This is a genomic window from Streptococcus sp. V940, assembly GCF_054353495.1.
This window is the reverse complement of record NZ_JBTHHZ010000003.1, coordinates 39,461-56,946: the sequence shown is the minus strand read 5'-3', so window position 1 is coordinate 56,946 and position 17,486 is coordinate 39,461. Positions and strand designations below refer to the sequence as shown.

The window sequence follows — 17,486 nt, the reverse complement described above, 5'->3', positions numbered from 1 at the left end:
TTTAAAGATAAGTAGTGTTATACAAAACGGGAGGAGATCCCGCTCACTACTTATCTTTTTTTTGACAATATATAAGGTAAATGATTAAAGAAACTAGATTATTAGTATACTTAACAAGTATTGTGTTTAATACAGAAATAATGCGATACGGAAGTGTAGTTTTTGATGATAAGGTTATAAAGAAACTTTCCTCAATCGATGAAAATGCTTCATGGGTAAATGGTTTACAAGCTGTTGCCTACGAAACGGAAGGCGAAGATACTATCTATATCGTTGTTAGAGGTGCCGATGTAGGGATTGGGAAAAAACTCTTTCGGAAAACAGGTGCGGATGCTCGCTTTATCCCGAAAGTGAATGATGAAGATAGTTTCAAAACGATTTTTCAAGACTGGATTTATAGCTCGACTCTAGGTAGTATGGGCTTGGTTCACTTGTATCAGTATGATAGCCTTCAAACTTTTTACCATTCTTTGAGAAAGAAATACCCCCATAAACGCTTTGTAGTTTCAGGTGTCTCTTTGGGAGGATTGCTGGCTCAACGCTTATATATTTTTGAGGATGGTATTGAGAGATGTCTAACATTTTCTGCGACTTCGCCATGGTGGACCTTCAATAGACGTAGCCAAGAAATGTTGAAAGAGTCTAACTTTTTAAAGAATGACGACAACTTGATAAACTTCTATTCGACTCACGACCCCTTTCGCTTTTTACCTTTATTTAAAAGACATCTGGGTCAACAAAAGAATGTGCTTTTACAACCGTTCCAATCTCGCTCAAACTTTTTTGCAACCGTGATTGAAAGAATGTACTGGGCACATATCCCCAATTATTATACCTACACAGATACAGGAAAAGTAAGGCAGAAGAAAGATCATTCAAAAATACAGAAATGGAATAACTGGTTAAACAGCAAAGCAAATTATTCAAAATTAGTGAACATTGCGGTTTTAGTGATGAGTGTCTTATTAGCGCTTGTACTAGCCCTTGTTGTCCCAATTTTGAATACTTACGAAGTCCTTTCTCCAATATATACTCTAGAAGCATCATTTGGAATATTCTTTTCGCTGGTTGGTGGTTTCTTGTTTTTCTGCTTTTTTATTCCAACCTTAGTTGTAAAAACCAATTGGAAGTATCTGATGTTTTTGATGAATTTGGTAATGATATGGTTTGCTCCGTTTTGGGTATTGTTACTTGCGTTAAGTATTATTTTTGAATCCATTTCAAATATGGAAGAGAACAGTAATAAAAGAATAGGGAGAGTAGAATGAGGAACATCATTGATTATGCTCAGGGATTGAAGTCCTACTCATTTGATCAAGTTTTTTTTAAAGATTTAGATGTCCTGGCGCTGACAGAAGTGGCCTATTTACCTTTTGAGCAGATAATTACTGAAGGCGAAATAACATTAGAAAAATTAGCGCAGTATTATACGACGCTTAATGGTGAAAAAGGGGAAATTTTATCAGTTATTACTACACCTCGAATTGATTTGCTTAGAATTTTAGGACGTAGTGCTCGGTATGGAACTATTGAAGCTTTTGAATTTATTAACAAAATAGATTCTAATATTGAACGTCAATTTTCAGCCATAACCTATCGTCTAGGAGAAGAAAAATATCTGGTCGTTTTTCGAGGGACAGATGAGAATCTGATTGGTTGGAAAGAAGACTTCCACATGACCTTTATGCATGAGGTTCCAGCCCAACAGTCAGCCCATCAATACTTAGAAAAGCGGATGACGGAGTACCCAGGAGAGTATATTGTATCTGGTCACTCTAAAGGTGGAAATCTTGCAATTTATGCCAGTTCAAAGTTAGACGAAGAAAAGCAGAATTCGGTTTCAGAAATTTATGCCTTTGATGCTCCAGGACTTCATGAGTCCCTTTTGGAGTCAGAAGGATTTCTCCGAATAAAAGATAGAATCGCCTCCTACATTCCTCAAGACTCAATGGTGAGCGTCTTATTGGAGCCACCGGTGAATGCACAAGTTGTCAAGAGTAACGCCATTTTGCTTCTTCAACACGATACGTTCTCTTGGGAGGTGGGGCAAATAGACTTTGTCCAAGTTGAAAATCAATCTCAGCTTAGTATCCATGCCGACAAGGTCATTTCGAGTTGGTTAGAAAACATGAGTCATGATGAAAAGCAAGAGTTTTCAGATGTTATCTTTGATGTCTTTTTGGAATCAGGTATTAATAAATTCGCAGACATAACCGTTGATACTCCGAAGAAGATTATCAACATTGTTAATAATATGACTCGTCTAACATCTGAACAAAAGAAGATGACGATACAAGTTTTCTTCAAACTATTCAATGCTCAATTTGATGTTTTTAAGAGTTATCTTCCAAAGCCCATTCAAAAGGTCGAAGGTAAAGTGGAACATTTTGCCAAAAGTGCATTTTCAAATATCACAGGAGTTTTCAAAAGGTCTAAACGAAAAGGTAAATAGATTTTACGTGAAATCTAGGACGAATTTTTCCGATTTGGTACAAAATAGAAAATCCCAGCTGTTTAAGAATAGCTGGGATTTTTTTATAGGAAAGCAAGAATTCGAAGATAGTCGAAAACAAGTGCCATTTCTGCTAGGAAAAAGATAAATAGGACACCTCCGTTGACCAAGAAAGCCAAGAGAAGGCGATAGAAGGAATCAGTTTGACTATCCTTGCTAGGTCTTGAAATGATATAGAGGTTACCAAGTAGTACCATGCACATACTAATGAGGCAGAGAAGAGTCGCAAAGCGTAGACCGTTAAAGAAGGCAAAGAAGCTAGCAATACCTGTCAAGAGAATTGGGATAGCCAAGAGTCTGCTATGTACTTGAAAGGCCCTTTCCAATGTCCAATCACTGTCCTGATCGACAAAACGTTTGACTACAAATCCACCCATGAGGATAGAGAAGAAGAACAAACTTGTCGCTACCAGGATGGAGAAGATAGAAAAGAGATTTAGAGAAGGGAGATGCTGGAGAGCTTTAGAGTCGATGGCTGCCATGCGGCCGTAGTAGGCTTGCTTGGCGTGATAAACTGTAAAGAGGAAACTCGTGGCAGAAAAGATAGTCAGGAGCGCAAAGGCAGTGTAACTATGTTTTTTATCTGAACCAATGCTTGCTGTTGGCTCTTTAAGAGCACCTTGTAACCAGACCCAAAAATCAGCCAATTCTTCTTTGAAGATTGCAGTTTTTGTAGGGACAGGATCTGGGACAAATGGACTTTCCAAAGATTTGCTAGGCTGAGGTGCTTCTTTAACAGGCTCTTCTGACTGTTCTGTCTTTGTTGCCGGCTCTTCTTTAGCTTCTTCTTGTTCTTCAGCCTCTACTTTTTCTAAATCAGCATCCTTATCTTCTGGAATAGCTTGGGAATTTTCCTCGACTACTGGCAACTCTTCTTTTTCTTTTAGTTCTTCCTCGGGAATGACTGGGTCAGATGGACTTTCTTTTTTATCATTGTTGGCTGTTTTCTCGAAATCAGCACTTTCGAACCATTCTTGAGTCATGATGAGACCTCCTTTTTTATTTCTTGTTTGAGTAGTAATGATTAACTATTATTCATGGTCTCTCGAATTAGGTGAGCGATCCGGTTCGTCTGGAATGTTGATATCTTGACCTGCCTTTGCGACGAGGAGATCTTGCGTATCTTTTTTCTCTACTTTATAAGGATTTGAGAATTCTTCGTCCCTATTTACATCATTTCCCTGGACAGGATTCACTCCTTCTCGAGTTCGATGATAAATAGCGCCGTATTCTGATGAGAGATTGAGATTGATTCGTTCAAGCTCTTTTCTTGATAACATGAGCGATATGTCATTTTCTGCCTCGAATTCTACCTTACCGTGCACTTGGATATCGTCAGCAGAGATATGTTCATGTTCTGCTTGGATACGGCTATCTGTTAGACTTGTTCCAAATACATTGACAATTCCAGTTGTGGTCAGTTGGCTATTTTTAATCTCGCTATTAGTGATACGAAGAAGAAAGCCATTTGACTGAATCTTGGCATTGCTGAGTTTTACATCGGCAATCGAAAGGACACCGTGGTCGACCTGAGCAGTTATGTTTTTTAATTCTCTTCCTTTTGGTAGTGATAGAACGACTTCGTCATTACGTCTAGAGACTCCGCTTGCGATAAATAGGATTCCCTCGATACTAGAACCCACAGAACGACGTGTAGTTGACTTGGTGTCTGAAATCTCAAGAGTTTTTTCTTTGATAGAATTTTGAAGATTTTCTTTTTCAGAGAAGGTTGGATGATACTGGATGTGGATCTTGTCATCGCTAGATTCTCTAATGACTAACGAATGTTCTGTCAGTGACATGTTAAGATTTTCAATATCTTGATCAAAAACGAGCTCTTCCATTCGGCTCTCAAAGACTGGTTTTTGTGACATTGCAAGGAGGCTTCTGACACCATCGGTTTGGATGCCGATGATCATCATGGCAAAACCGATGATACTAGTAACAACACCAAAGATAAGAAATCCTTTTGTTAATTTACGCATGACTTTCACCTCTCTTTCCTCTATTAAGAATCCACTGAATAAGTCGAAGGATTAGTATTCCAAAGAAACGGGTCACATAGGAAGTTGCCAGCAGAACTAAAGATGAAGCTCCAATAGCTAGCAAACCTCCACCAAAAATCAGCATAAAAGCAGATGTCGATTCAGCCAGAACGTAGAAGCTTTCAAATAGGAGAACACCTCCTAGGATTAGTCCAGCTGCTGATACAGCAAAGAAGGCTAAAAGTACACTAACCGCAGCGATAAAAATCCCGATGATAGCCATGAGAAGACCAATCCCGACTGGAATCCCAATAGGTGCAGCCAGAAGTGCGAGGATTGCGATTTGTAAAACCTGACGGTTGTTCTTATTGGAATTTTCTTCGTTGATTTTCTTATCAAGAAGTGTAGTCAGGATGTCATGGGCAGCCTCTTTTGGACTACCGAGGCTAGCTATGAGTTCTTCCTCACCTTCTGGACCAGCATCATCAAAGAGTTCTTTGAAGTAGTCCATGGCTTCGATGCGATCAGCTTGAGGAAGCTTCATCAGATAGGCTTCAAGCTGATTCAAATATTCAGTTCTTGTCATGGCGAATGCTCCCTTCTATGATGCCGTTGATAGTGTCAGTGTAGAGTGTCCACTCTTCTCTGAGTACAAATAGTTGCTCCTCCCCAATCTCTGTTAGGGAGTAGTATTTCCGCATCCGACCTTGGTATTCGCGAGAGTACGTAGTTAGATAGCGGTTGGTATCCAGTTTTTTCAAGATGGGGTAGAGGGTAGATTCCTTGATTTTGGCAATGAGTTTAATGGTTTGGCTAATCTCATAACCATAGGAATCCCCTTGTTCTAGAATGGCCAAGATGAGAAATTCAATCAAAGCCGCTGATGTCGGAAAATACATGGGGACCTCCTTTTTTAGTATGTAAAAATTTTATATATAATTATTCTACACATACATCATACATCTAAATGTAAGCCCTGTCAAGTAATATGTGTAAAATTTTTATATATAAAAAATCTTCTAGTGAAAACTAGAAGATTAGAGGATTTTATCCGATCTATCGGCCATAAAGAGGGAGATTGTCATGATGATATCAATAACTAGAAGAGCCAATACAGCTGGGATCCAGGAATGGAACATGTCAAAGCTGTAACCAAAGAGGGCTGGGCCAATGGCTGCCAAAATGTAGCCGCCGGTCTGGGCAAGTCCAGACAATTGGGCCGTCTTTTCAGGCGAGCTTGTTTTGATGGAGAAGCAAACCATGAGATAAGGGAAAAGAGCGCTACAGGCTGTACCAATCAAGAGATGCGCTACTAACCAGTAGAGGAAACTCTTGCTCGGGTATAAGAGCATGGCAATTCCAAGTAATCCAGCGATAGAGATGACTGTCAGCATGATTTGACGGTGACGATTGGACAAACGAGTCGTTAAACTTGGAATAGTCATCGAGAAGGGGATACTAGTCAGAGAAAAGATCGAAGCTAAAAGACCGGCATCTGTGTGAGACAAGCCAGCACTGATTGCCATGGTAGGTAACCAGGTCATACTGGTATAGAAGAGTAAGGATTGAAGTCCACCGAATACAATAATAGCCCAAACTTCCTTGTTTTTTAAGATATTCTCTTTCTTTTGTTTTTTCTCACTTCCTTTTAGAAAATGATTGTGACGATGATTGGGGAGCCAGGCAACTAAAGTTAGTAGGCAGGCCAAGGATAAACAGAGAATCAAGCCTTTCCAAGAGCTTGCTTGAGTAATGGGTACAGAGAGATAGGAAGCAAGAGCCGTTGTAATTCCCATAGAGGTCACATAGATGGTTGTCAGAAAGCCAATCTTTTGTGGGTGATTGGCCTGAATGGCGCTAGGAAGGAGCACGTTAAAGATCGCAATACTTGCTCCGATGAGTAAAGTCCCTAGATAGAGTAGAGGAAGATTAAAGATACGAATCACTGAACCGATGGTCAATACGATAAGACTATAGGTGAAAAGGTGCTCGAGTCCAATTTTTTGAGCCAAACGAGTCGCAAAAGAGGAGAAGAGGGCAAACATCAAGAGAGGAAGACTGGTCAAAACACCAAGTGAACTAACTTCCACGCCTAAACCTTGGGCAATATCTCCCAAAACAGTTGGTAAAGCTGTGAAGGGAGCTCTTAAGACCGCTCCGATTAAGATAATTCCTAGAATAAAAAAGAGTGATCGTTTTTTCATGTGAACCTCAATAAGCTGATTTTGATAACAGCTTATTTTAATTTTTTTTCCTAAAGATGTCAAGTTGACCTGACGTGATTCGCTACGTAGCCGATAGAAATCATAGTAAGGAAGGACAATATATTTACTAGTTTTTTTCTGGGATTCAAATAAAAATAGGAAAGTCTGAAAAATTGTGATAAAATAGTGAAAGAAAATCTATACATTGGAGAACTACTGTGTCTGAAAATCGTAAATTTAGCGTCCTGATGTCAGTCTATGTTAAAGAAAATCCAGTCTTTCTAGAAGAGGCGGTAGAGAGTATCATACATCAAACGCTCAAACCTAGCGAAGTGGTAATCGTCGAAGATGGTCCGCTGACACCTGAACTGTATCAAGTTTTGGAGAAATTGGAAGCACAGTCAAGTATTCCAATCAAACGTTGCCCACTTGAGCAAAATCGTGGCTTAGGTTTAGCGCTTCAGTACGGTGTCTTACAATGCCAATATGATGTCATTGCTCGTATGGATACAGATGATATTGCTGTTGAAGACCGTTTCGAACAACAGTTCGAATTGATGGAAAAAGAAAACTTGGACCTGCTAGGTGGTCATATCGCAGAGTTTATCGACCAACCTGACGAGATTGTGTCTTACCGTCGTGTACCGACTAAGCATGAGGATATCATTGCCTACCAACGTATGAGAAGTGCCTTTAATCATATGACGGTTATGTTCAAAAAAGAAATGGTGCTCAAGGCTGGTAACTACGAAGATGGCCTTTATATGGAAGATGATCTTCTCTGGCTCAATATGATTAGTGCAGGAGCTCGAACTGGAAATGTGGATCAAATTCTATGTAAGGTGCGCGTGGGAGCAGGGATGTTTGAACGCCGTGGAGGTCTTCGCTATCTTAAACTCTATCGCCAAGCACGTAAAAGAATGCACGCGCGTGGGCAGATTTCTTATGGTGAATACCTGAAAAGTGTTTTAATTCAGGTTGTCGTTGCTCTGTGTCCAGGCTTTGTGCGACAGTTTATATTTTTAAAACTTCTAAGAAAAAGCAAGTAATGCCTAGCTGATAGGATTTTAAAATTATCTCTTATCATTTCTAGAAAATGTGATTCTGCGTAGGAGGATACCATTCACATGAATAAAAAAATAACAGATTACGTCATTGATCTGGTTGAAGTATTAAATAAACAACAGAAACAAATTTTTTGGGGATTTTTTGATATTGCCAGTATGGTCTTATCAATTATTGTTTCCTATATTCTATTTTATGGCTTGATTAATCCAGCCCCGGTAGACTATGTCATTTACACAGGTCTAACCTTCCTTTTCTACCAACTGATGATTGGATTCTGGGGACTTAATGCTAGTATTAGTCGATATAGCAAAATAACAGATTTCATGAAGATTTTCTTCGGAGTGACTATCAGTAGTATCTTATCTTATGTGATTTGCTATGCTTTCTTGCCGCTCTTTTCTATCCGCTTTATCGTACTCTTTATCCTATTAACAACTTTCTTGATTCTACTTCCTCGTATCACTTGGCAGTTGATTTACTCAAGACGTAAAAAGGGAAATGGAGCTGGAGAACACCGTCGTACCTTCTTGATTGGTGCTGGTGATGGTGGCGCGCTCTTTATGAACAGCTACCAACATCCTACTAGCGACCTTGAACTAGTTGGGATTTTGGATAATGATGAAAAGAAAAAAGGACAAAAACTTGGGAAAATCCCAGTTTTGGGTTCTTATGATGATCTACCAGAATTGGCTAAACGCTACAGAGTTGAAAAAGTTATCGTTGCGATTCCGTCTCTAGATCCATCTGAATATGAACGAATCCTGCAAATGTGTAACAGTATCGGTGTAAAATGCTTTAAGATGCCGATGATTGAATCAGTTGTGCAAGGTATCCAGCCTCAAGCAGGTGGTTTCCAGAAAATTGATATCACGGACCTGTTGGGACGTAAAGAGATTCAGCTGGATGAATCACGTCTGGGTTCTGAAATCACTGGCAAAACAATCTTGGTGACTGGAGCCGGAGGTTCGATTGGTTCAGAAATCTGCCGTCAAGTTAGTCGATTCAATCCCGAACGTGTCATTTTGCTCGGTCATGGAGAAAACTCTATTTATCTGATTTACCATGAATTGATTCGCAAGTTCCAGGAAATTGATTTTGTTCCTGTCATTGCTGATATTCAAGATTACGATCGTTTGCTTCAAGTTTTTGAACAGTACGAACCAGCGATTGTTTACCATGCTGCAGCTCATAAACATGTTCCGATGATGGAGCGCAATCCAAAAGAAGCCTTCAAAAATAACATCCTTGGAACTTATAATGTTGCGAAGGCAGTTGACGCCGCACGAGTTCCAAAAATGGTCATGATTTCGACAGATAAGGCCGTTAATCCACCAAACGTAATGGGAGCTACCAAACGTGTTGCTGAATTGATTGTAACTGGATTTAATCAACGTAGCCAATCTACCTACTGTGCGGTTCGCTTCGGGAATGTACTTGGTAGTCGTGGTAGTGTAATTCCTGTCTTTGAACGTCAGATTGCTGAAGGTGGGCCTGTAACGGTGACAGACTTCCGAATGACTCGTTACTTTATGACCATTCCAGAAGCTAGTCGCTTGGTAATTCATGCGGGTGCTTATGCAAAGGATGGAGAAGTCTTTATCCTTGATATGGGCAAACCAGTACGCATTTACGATTTGGCTAAGAAAATGGTTCTACTCAGTGGTCATACTGAAAATGAAATTCCAATCGTAGAAGTAGGTATTCGCCCAGGTGAAAAACTATACGAAGAGTTGCTTGTATCAACTGAACTAGTTGATAATCAAGTAATGGACAAAATCTTTGTTGGTAAAGTAAATGTAATGCCTCTTGAGATGATCAATGAGAAGATTGAAGAGTTCCGTACCTTGCAGGGTTCTGAATTGAAGAGAGCAATCATAGCTTTTGCTAATGAAACAACACATGTTGACTAAATATAAAAAATAAGCTATTATCTGTCAAATCTTCTTTAAGTGGAGGCGACAGGTAATATCTTTTTTTCTATATTTAAAGGGATTTCTAGGTGATTTTGAACATATTTGCTTTAAGTGAACAGATATGGTAAAATATAACAAATAACAATAAAAGGGAGTATATTATGATTAACGCAATTAAAAATTTCTTTAAAGGTTATGTAGATTTTTCTGGACGTTCAACACGCCCAGATTACTGGTGGATTTGGTTGGCAAACATCATCCTTTCTATTCCTTTCTACATGGCATACGGTGCTGCAATAGCAAATCCAGATAGCGAAGCTGCTCTTATGACTTTGGGCTTACTCGTATTTGTTTATATCATTTTGGGCTTGGCAGTTTTCTTACCTGGTCTTGCATTGACAGTCCGTCGCCTGCGTGACGCTGGTTTCCATTGGGCACTTATTTTCGTTGGTTTTGTTCCGTTTGTTGGAAGCATCGCTCTTCTGGTGCTATTGGCTATGCCGACAAAGGATTAATGATAAATTCAACTATCTGAAGAATGCTACAAGAACGAAGAAGTTTCAGTCTTGTCGAATAATTTGCTAACACTCCCAGATCTTTTACTAGATTTGGGAGTGTTCTATAACTGTATAGTTTAATATCTACTAGTAAACATAAAAATTAGGAGTATTGTATGATTAACGCGTATAAAAATTTCTTTAAAGGATATGCAGAGTTCACTGGTCGTTCGACGCGTCCAGATTACTGGTGGGTTTGGTTAGGAAATTTCATCCTTTCTATTCCTTTCTGGGTTATATATATCTACACTGTATTTCTTAGTGCCGTGATGGATTCAGTGAGCGATTCAGCCAGCGAAGCTGCTTTCATGATTTTTGGTTTAGTTGCCATTATTTATGTAGTTTTTTATCTAGCTATTTTAGTGCCGACTATAGCTTTGACAATTCGCCGTCTGCGTGATGCTGGTTTTCACTGGGCCTTTATCTTCCTTCGCTTTGCCCCAATGGTGGGAGGGATAGCTCTTTTGATTCTTCTCGCTATGCCGACAAAAGAAACTGAAGTGGTAAACTATAGTGAACCTCAAGCAGTCAAAAATGAAGAAGCCATTGAAGATACACCATTCGAAGAATCAGATAAGAACTAAGAGATTCTTGTTTTACGGTTGAATCTGTTTTGGACTTCTTGTATTTTATTATCAACAAGTTAAAAAAGCACTCCAATTTAGTTGGAGTGCTTTTGTTTAAATCTTCTATTGTAGTTGACGTAAAATGTCTGCTGGTTGATGTGCGACCCAGTCAGGTTGATAGGTCATGAGGTCCTTCTCGTCACCAAACCCCCAAGTAACCGCTAGTTTTTTAATGCCAGTTTCTTGGGCACCAATCATATCAAATTTTGTATCTCCGATAAGGACCACTTTTTCTGGATCCAAGTTATGAGTTGCCAAAGCTTGACGAATGACGTCTGCCTTGTGCACTGCTTGAGGATTTGAACCATAGATGCCGTCAAAGAAATGATCGATTTCAAAATTAGCTGTCATATGGACTGCTGTCGGAGTATTTTTTGTTGTCGTGATATAGAGAGGATATTGTTGAGCTAGTTCAGTGAGTAGTTCCTTGATTTGTGGAAAGAGCTGAGCTTCGTAAACTCCTTTTTCCTTATAGTAGGAACGATAAAGCTGGATAGCTGACTCAATCTGCTCAGTTGGTAAGCAACTAGCGAAACTAGTTTCCAATGGCGGCCCCATAAAACCACGGATGGTTTTTGCGTCTGGACTAGGGACTCCCAGTTGTTCAAAAGTATAGGTGAAGCCATTGTGAATACCGATAGAGCTGTCCACAAGGGTTCCATCTAAGTCGAAAAAGATAGCTGATAAGGATGACATTGATTCTCCTAGTAATCTTGAAATTATTCACCGAAGATTTCTTTTTGAAGGCGACGGCCTGTCGGTGTGGCTGCGAGACCACCTTCGGCAGTTTCACGAAAGGCAGTTGGGAGGCTAGAGCCTACTTGGTACATGGCATCAATGACTTCATCAACTGGGATTTTTGATTCGATACCGGCTAAAGCCATATCGGCTGCGATGAAGGCGAAACTTGCTCCCATGGCATTACGCTTAACACATGGAACTTCAACCAAACCTGCAACTGGGTCACAGATAAGACCGAGCATGTTTTTGATAACGAAGGCGATAGCCTGACTCGCTTGATAAGGAGTTCCACCTGCAGCTAGAGTTAGGGCAGCAGCGCTCATGGAAGAAGCTGACCCCACCTCCGCTTGGCAACCTCCTTCGGCTCCTGAGATAGAGGCATTGTTAGCAATGACGAGCCCAAAAGCACCAGCAGCAAAGAGAAAATCTAGTTGTTGTTCATGCGTTAAATTTAACTTTTGAATAGCAGATGTGAGAACTGCAGGAAGACAACCTGCGCTACCTGCGGTTGGTGTTGCACACACAAGGCCCATCTTGGCATTGTGCTCATTAACGGCAATGGCGTTACGGGCGGTAGACAAGACAGTGAAGTCTGATAAGGTCTTTCCTTTTTTGATGTAATGATCGAGCTTGGCAGCGTCACCACCAGTCAAACCGCTACGAGATTTCTTTTCGCTGAGACCAAGCTCGACGGAAGCTTTCATGACTTCGAGGTTGCGTTCCATGAGGAGAAGAACTTCTTCACGTTCACGCCCAGTCAGCTCAAACTCAGTAGTAATCATGAGCTCAGCAACGTTTCCTTGGAAATCAAGTTCGGCTTGTTCGACTAATTCTTTGATAGAGTAAAACATATCTTCTCCTATTGAAAGAAATTGACATTGTGCAAATGAGGAATTTTCCGAATCTCTTCGATAGATTCTTCACAGTTACGACTATCAACTTCAATAATCATAATGGCCTTCTCTCCAGCCTTTTCTCGAGTTACATTCATTTGAGCGATATTGATGCCAAAGCGAGAAAGAGCTTCTGTCACGTGAGCAATCATACCTGGAACATCCTGATGAACGATGATGATGGTAGGAGTGTTCATGTTGAGAGATACGGCAAAACCATTTAATTCTGTCACCTGGATATTTCCACCGCCGATTGAAATCCCTGTTACACTGATAGTCTTATGATCGTTCTTAACAGTGATTTTCGTAGTATTTGGGTGGGGAGCATTACTGTCCTTTTGGATGGTCCACACGATTTTAATGCCACGCTTGTGGGCAATTTCTAAACTATTTGGAATTTCAGGATCATCCGTATCCATTCCCAAAATACCAGCTACAAGGGCAAGGTCTGTCCCGTGTCCACGATAGGTTTTTGCAAAAGAGTTAAAAAGCTGGAATTCAACCTCGGTAGGAGTATCATCAAAGATAGATGAAACGATTTTACCGATACGAACAGCTCCTGCCGTGTGACTACTAGATGGCCCAATCATGACTGGTCCAATGATATCAAAGACAGATTGAAAACGAAGTGATTGCATCTGTTTCCCCTTAAAAAGATTCTTACTTCTATTATAGCAAAGATTAGATGTAAGTGCTTAATTACTTTCTGAAATATATAAAAAGATTAAAAAGCTTTTATAACAAGGGTTTTGTAACAAAAAGTGGCTTTTTTAAGTAAATAAATCACAGTTTTGTAACATTTCTAAACAAATTCGTTAACAAATAGTAACATTAGAAAGGTATCATGGTAGTATAAGAAAGAAGGAGAACTTTTTTAAATGAAATTAAACATTAAGACTAAACTTGCAGGATTTGCAGTTGTACTTGCTTTCCTTGCACCATCACTTACTTTTGCACAAGAAACAAAAACTTATACAGTTAAACCTGGAGATACTCTTTCAGAAATTGCTGAGACATACAACACAACAGTTGAAAAATTAGCTAAATTGAACAACATTAAAAATGTTGACCTTATCTTTATTGACCAAGTATTGGTTATTGATGGGGCAGCTCCAGTTGCTGAAACTACAACAACAGAAGCTCCTGTAGCAGAAGTTGAAGAAACTCCAGCAGTTGCTGAAACTGTTGTAGAAGAAACTACATATGAAGAAACTTACGAAGCTCCAGCTTCAGCACCTGCAGCAGCAGAAAGCTACTCAGCTCCAGCTGCAACTGTAAGCGGATCTGAAGCAGAAGCGAAAGAATGGATCGCTCAAAAAGAATCAGGTGGTAGCTACACAGCGACAAACGGACGTTACATCGGACGTTACCAATTGACAGATTCTTACTTGAACGGCGACTACTCAGCTGAAAACCAAGAACGTGTGGCAGACGCTTATGTTGCAGGACGTTACGGTTCATGGACAGCTGCCAAGAACTTCTGGCTTAACAACGGTTGGTATTAAGAAGATATAGAAAAGGAAGTCTCAATGACTTTCTTTTTTGTTTACAAAGATATCAACTTCTCGCTCTAGTTCTGTTAGTAAGTGTTCATCTTCTACTAGCTTAGCTAAGGAGAGTCCATTTTGTATCAACTGAGCATCATTAGTACAAATGCCTATACGAATATAGGAAAACGCAAGTGTGTCATACTGTTTGCTTATTTTTGCTTCCTCCAAGAGAGTGTAGCAAAGCTGTTTGCAAAGTAACTTATCACCATTGTAAAGATAAAGAGTTGAGAGATTCAGCAACAACATCATATTTTGTCATTTTTATTATATCTAAACATGTCTACTAGTCCAATAATTGGACTAGTGATTGGACATACTGAAATAGATCCAATAAATTCTATTATTATAGCTCTTGGTACGATATGGGCATTAATTTTGATATTTTCAAGGGTGTATAGAAAATATTTTTATAGAGACGAAGATGACTAAAGTTTTTATCAATAATTGGCTCCATAATATCTATAGGGAATTAACCTGCTACCAATATCATAGAGCCCTAAAAAAGAGCCGTTTAAGGCTCTTTTTGTGTGTTTGCATTTGATGAGAGATCATTATAAACATTGGTGTTGAGGGCTTACAAGTTTATGGGATTTCGCCATCTAGATTATTAGTTAGACGAACTGGTTGTAACGCTATTAGACTCTGATTGAGAACCGGAAGAATCAGCAGTTTGACCTCCTGTATTAGCGTTATTATCTCCTCCACTACTAGTACTACCAGATGAAGACTGCTCAGCTGCAGGAGCTTGGGAATTAGATATGCTTCCATTTGTTTCTGGATAGCTTTGAATATAGCTACTATCTTCTGAACGGCTGGCTTCTATTCCGGCTTCTCTAGTAGTCGTTTCTGTTTGGGTAGTTTTTTCTTCTTCTTTTTTGGTCAAGACTTCAACTTGTTTTTGGAATTTAGAGATTAGTTCTTGAATTGGTTTTATCTTTTCTTCAAGAGCAACTTGGTCGCTGGCAGAATTAATGTTTTTAATGATGTCTATTATTTTTTGTAAGGAAGTGATGGCTGTCTCAAGTGTTTGTTTATCTTGAAACTGGCTGTCAGAATCCTTTATATCTAATTTCAAAGCTTTTTCACTATAATGATTTGTGACTTTATCGGCAGTAGAAGCGAGAAAGTCTGCTAATGTCTTTTTGCCTTCATCAGTAGTTGGTTTTAATTCTTGAATTTTTTTCCAATCTTCTATAATGGTTTCAGAATCAATATTGAAGTCTTTAATGGCGTTTTTTACTTGTTCGACATCTTGTTGATTTTTTTGTTGTTTGATGAGAGCAACATTCCCTCTCTCTGCTTGGATTTTTTCTTGATGGAGGACTAAGCCTGTCAAAAGTCCAATACCTGCAATAAGTGTAATAATAAAAATAGTATTTTTTGATTTTAGAATATCTTTGTAGTTTTTCACATTAGTTCTACGCACATGGATGATGGTGTATATATGGAATCATGTACGCATTCCTCCTTATTAAAGTATATCATTTTTAGTTGATTTTAAAAATAAGTTTTTAAAGAGAATAGAGATTTAGGAATGAATTAATTTCTTTTGTATCCTATCTTCATGTATTTATAAAAGAGGTGGCTAGGTTTGTCAGCATCTTCCTTGTCTTCTCTAACTAAGCATGTTATAATGAAAACTGCTCAAACGACCTTCAATCGTGATAGCAAACACGACCTTCAATCGTGAATAAACGAATAGATGGGAGAACTACCATGAGTGATAACTCTAAAACACGTGTTGTCGTGGGGATGAGTGGTGGTGTTGATTCGTCGGTGACGGCTCTCTTGCTCAAGGAGCAGGGCTACGATGTGATCGGTATCTTCATGAAGAACTGGGACGACACAGATGAAAACGGCGTCTGTACGGCGACCGAAGATTACAAGGATGTGGCTGCGGTAGCAGATCAACTTGGCATCCCTTACTACTCTGTCAACTTTGAAAAAGAGTACTGGGACCGCGTTTTTGAGTATTTCCTAGCGGAATACCGTGCAGGACGCACGCCAAATCCAGACGTTATGTGTAACAAGGAAATCAAGTTTAAGGCCTTTTTGGACTATGCCCTGACCTTGGGAGCAGACTATGTAGCAACTGGGCACTATGCCCGAGTGGCGCGTGATGAGGATGGCATCGTTCACATGCTTCGTGGCGTGGACAATGGCAAGGATCAGACCTATTTCCTCAGTCAACTTTCACAAGAACAATTACAAAAGACTATGTTCCCATTGGGACATTTGGAAAAGCCTGAAGTTCGCAGACTAGCAGAAGAAGCAGGCCTTGCAACTGCTAAGAAGAAAGATTCAACAGGGATTTGCTTTATTGGAGAAAAGAACTTTAAAGAATTTCTCAGCAACTACTTACCAGCTCAGCCTGGTCGAATGATGACTGTGGATGGTCGCGATATGGGTGAGCATGCTGGTCTGATGTACTATACAATTGGTCAGCGTGGCGGGCTCGGTATCGGTGGGCAACACGGTGGGGACAATGCCCCTTGGTTTGTTGTTGGAAAAGACCTGAGCAAAAATATCCTCTATGTAGGTCAAGGCTTCTACCATGACTCGCTTATGTCAACTAGCTTAGAAGCCAGTCAGGTCCACTTTACTCGTGATATGCCAGAGGAATTTACGCTCGAATGCACGGCTAAATTCCGCTATCGTCAGCCTGACTCTAAAGTGACTGTACATGTCAAAGGGGATAAGGCAGAGGTCATCTTTGCGGAGCCACAGCGCGCCATTACACCAGGACAGGCAGTTGTCTTTTACGACGGTGAAGAATGTCTCGGTGGTGGTATGATTGATAATGCTTACCGTGATGGCAAAGTTTGTCAGTACATATAGATTGACAAATGTTCTCAATTTGCTACAATAATAAAAGCAATAGAAATGATGGTCAAAGCTCATGGATGTTGCAGGCTTTTTTGTCCTGCACTTCTTACGAGTTTTGACTGTTTTTGTGTCGTTTAAGGGAAGGGGCAACATGATTCAACAAGACTTTCGGACAAAAGTGGGGAACACGGTTTTTGGCGTTCGGGCGACAGCCTTGATTCTTCAAAATCGCAAACTTCTAGTCACCCAAGACAAGGGCAAGTATTATACTATTGGCGGTGCGATCCAAGTAAATGAAAGCACGGAAGACGCGGTAGTGCGCGAAGTGGGTGAAGAACTGGGTGTCAAAGCTCAAGCTGGGCCACTAGCTTTTGTAGTTGAAAATCATTTTGAACAGGACGGTGTTTCCTATCACAATATCGAGTTTCATTATCTGGTAGACTTACTTGAGGATGCCCCATTGACCATGCAGGAAGATGAGAAAAGGCAACCTTGTGAGTGGATTGACTTGGACAAGCTTGAGGATTTCCAGCTAGTTCCAGCCTTTTTAAAAACAGCCCTGGCAGATTGGGACGGCCAACTAAGACACATTCATCTTGAAGAATAGGAGA

At 39.9% G+C, this 17,486-nt stretch carries 19 protein-coding genes; 10 read left to right on the top strand and 9 right to left on the bottom strand.

The genetic code is table 11. The features are described from left to right. Positions 1-80 precede the first annotated feature (80 nt). The gene (locus ACXYSM_RS08010) at positions 81-1,268 is read left to right on the top strand and encodes a hypothetical protein (protein WP_458634959.1); all 1,188 of its coding nucleotides are present in this window, start codon (positions 81-83) and stop codon (positions 1,266-1,268) included. Continuing rightward, positions 1,265-2,452: an Mbeg1-like protein gene (locus tag ACXYSM_RS08005; protein ID WP_414288143.1), complete on the top strand. Its 1,188-nt coding sequence runs from the start codon at positions 1,265-1,267 to the stop codon at positions 2,450-2,452. Before ACXYSM_RS08010 ends, ACXYSM_RS08005 begins: the two co-directional genes overlap by 4 nt. Before the next feature lie 83 nt (positions 2,453-2,535). Here the strand turns inward: ACXYSM_RS08005 and ACXYSM_RS08000 are convergent, their stop codons facing one another. The 5 genes from ACXYSM_RS08000 to ACXYSM_RS07980 form a co-directional block, all read right to left on the bottom strand. Next, entirely contained in the window at positions 2,536-3,495 is a 960-nt protein-coding gene (locus tag ACXYSM_RS08000; RefSeq protein WP_458634958.1) for a DUF6574 domain-containing protein, read from the bottom strand. Positions 3,496-3,543: 48 nt separating this feature from the next. Then, on the bottom strand, positions 3,544-4,497 hold the full coding sequence (locus ACXYSM_RS07995) for a DUF4097 family beta strand repeat-containing protein (protein ID WP_414288141.1): 954 nt from the start codon (positions 4,495-4,497) through the stop codon (positions 3,544-3,546). Next, positions 4,490-5,083 (bottom strand): DUF1700 domain-containing protein, encoded by a 594-nt coding sequence (locus ACXYSM_RS07990; protein WP_414288139.1) that lies wholly within the window; start codon positions 5,081-5,083, stop codon positions 4,490-4,492. The genes ACXYSM_RS07995 and ACXYSM_RS07990 overlap by 8 nt, the downstream gene beginning before the upstream one ends. Beyond that, positions 5,070-5,396 (bottom strand): PadR family transcriptional regulator, encoded by a 327-nt coding sequence (locus ACXYSM_RS07985; RefSeq protein WP_006149048.1) that lies wholly within the window; start codon positions 5,394-5,396, stop codon positions 5,070-5,072. Before ACXYSM_RS07985 ends, ACXYSM_RS07990 begins: the two co-directional genes overlap by 14 nt. Positions 5,397-5,534: 138 nt before the next feature. Beyond that, positions 5,535-6,701, bottom strand: coding sequence for a CynX/NimT family MFS transporter (locus tag ACXYSM_RS07980; protein ID WP_458634957.1), 1,167 nt, complete (start codon positions 6,699-6,701; stop codon positions 5,535-5,537). Positions 6,702-6,919: 218 nt separating this feature from the next. Between ACXYSM_RS07980 and ACXYSM_RS07975 the strand changes: the two genes are divergently transcribed. From ACXYSM_RS07975 to ACXYSM_RS07960, 4 genes are all read left to right on the top strand, one after another. Next, entirely contained in the window at positions 6,920-7,750 is an 831-nt protein-coding gene (locus tag ACXYSM_RS07975) for a glycosyltransferase (RefSeq protein WP_458634956.1), read from the top strand. A 78-nt stretch (positions 7,751-7,828) separates the two neighbouring features. After that, positions 7,829-9,679 (top strand): polysaccharide biosynthesis protein, encoded by a 1,851-nt coding sequence (locus ACXYSM_RS07970; protein ID WP_458634955.1) that lies wholly within the window; start codon positions 7,829-7,831, stop codon positions 9,677-9,679. A gap of 164 nt (positions 9,680-9,843) precedes the next feature. Then, positions 9,844-10,197: a DUF805 domain-containing protein gene (locus tag ACXYSM_RS07965; protein ID WP_314945763.1), complete on the top strand. Its 354-nt coding sequence runs from the start codon at positions 9,844-9,846 to the stop codon at positions 10,195-10,197. Between the two features lie 158 nt (positions 10,198-10,355). After that, complete coding sequence (locus ACXYSM_RS07960; RefSeq protein ID WP_458634954.1) at positions 10,356-10,823, top strand: DUF805 domain-containing protein; 468 nt, start codon at positions 10,356-10,358, stop codon at positions 10,821-10,823. Between the two features lie 105 nt (positions 10,824-10,928). Here the strand turns inward: ACXYSM_RS07960 and ACXYSM_RS07955 are convergent, their stop codons facing one another. Genes ACXYSM_RS07955 through sdaAB form a run of 3 tightly spaced genes read right to left on the bottom strand, consistent with a single transcriptional unit; the run spans position 10,929 to position 13,137 of the window. Continuing rightward, positions 10,929-11,561 (bottom strand): HAD hydrolase-like protein, encoded by a 633-nt coding sequence (locus tag ACXYSM_RS07955; protein ID WP_454380025.1) that lies wholly within the window; start codon positions 11,559-11,561, stop codon positions 10,929-10,931. A 23-nt stretch (positions 11,562-11,584) separates the two neighbouring features. Continuing rightward, a complete protein-coding gene (gene sdaAA / locus ACXYSM_RS07950; RefSeq protein ID WP_458634953.1) occupies positions 11,585-12,457 on the bottom strand; it encodes an L-serine ammonia-lyase, iron-sulfur-dependent, subunit alpha in 873 nt (290 codons plus the stop codon). 8 nt (positions 12,458-12,465) lie between these two features. Further along, entirely contained in the window at positions 12,466-13,137 is a 672-nt protein-coding gene (gene sdaAB / locus ACXYSM_RS07945; protein WP_195183513.1) for an L-serine ammonia-lyase, iron-sulfur-dependent subunit beta, read from the bottom strand. 240 nt (positions 13,138-13,377) lie between these two features. Between sdaAB and apf the strand changes: the two genes are divergently transcribed. Both apf and ACXYSM_RS07935 read left to right on the top strand, forming a co-directional pair. Next, complete coding sequence (gene apf, locus ACXYSM_RS07940; protein WP_036756293.1) at positions 13,378-14,004, top strand: aggregation-promoting factor; 627 nt, start codon at positions 13,378-13,380, stop codon at positions 14,002-14,004. Positions 14,005-14,280: 276 nt separating this feature from the next. After that, positions 14,281-14,478, top strand: a complete 198-nt coding sequence (locus ACXYSM_RS07935; RefSeq protein WP_414170747.1) for a hypothetical protein — start codon at positions 14,281-14,283, stop codon at positions 14,476-14,478. Positions 14,479-14,656: 178 nt separating this feature from the next. Here ACXYSM_RS07935 and ACXYSM_RS07930 read toward each other — a convergent pair whose 3' ends face one another. After that, positions 14,657-15,460 carry a hypothetical protein gene (locus ACXYSM_RS07930; protein ID WP_458634998.1) on the bottom strand — a complete coding sequence of 268 codons (804 nt, stop codon included), beginning with the start codon at positions 15,458-15,460 and terminating at the stop codon, positions 14,657-14,659. 305 nt (positions 15,461-15,765) lie between these two features. Between ACXYSM_RS07930 and mnmA the strand changes: the two genes are divergently transcribed. Both mnmA and ACXYSM_RS07920 read left to right on the top strand, forming a co-directional pair. Continuing rightward, positions 15,766-16,887 (top strand): tRNA 2-thiouridine(34) synthase MnmA, encoded by a 1,122-nt coding sequence (gene mnmA, locus ACXYSM_RS07925; protein ID WP_458634952.1) that lies wholly within the window; start codon positions 15,766-15,768, stop codon positions 16,885-16,887. 139 nt (positions 16,888-17,026) lie between these two features. Next, the gene (locus ACXYSM_RS07920; protein WP_458634951.1) at positions 17,027-17,482 is read left to right on the top strand and encodes an NUDIX hydrolase; all 456 of its coding nucleotides are present in this window, start codon (positions 17,027-17,029) and stop codon (positions 17,480-17,482) included. Positions 17,483-17,486 lie beyond the last annotated feature (4 nt).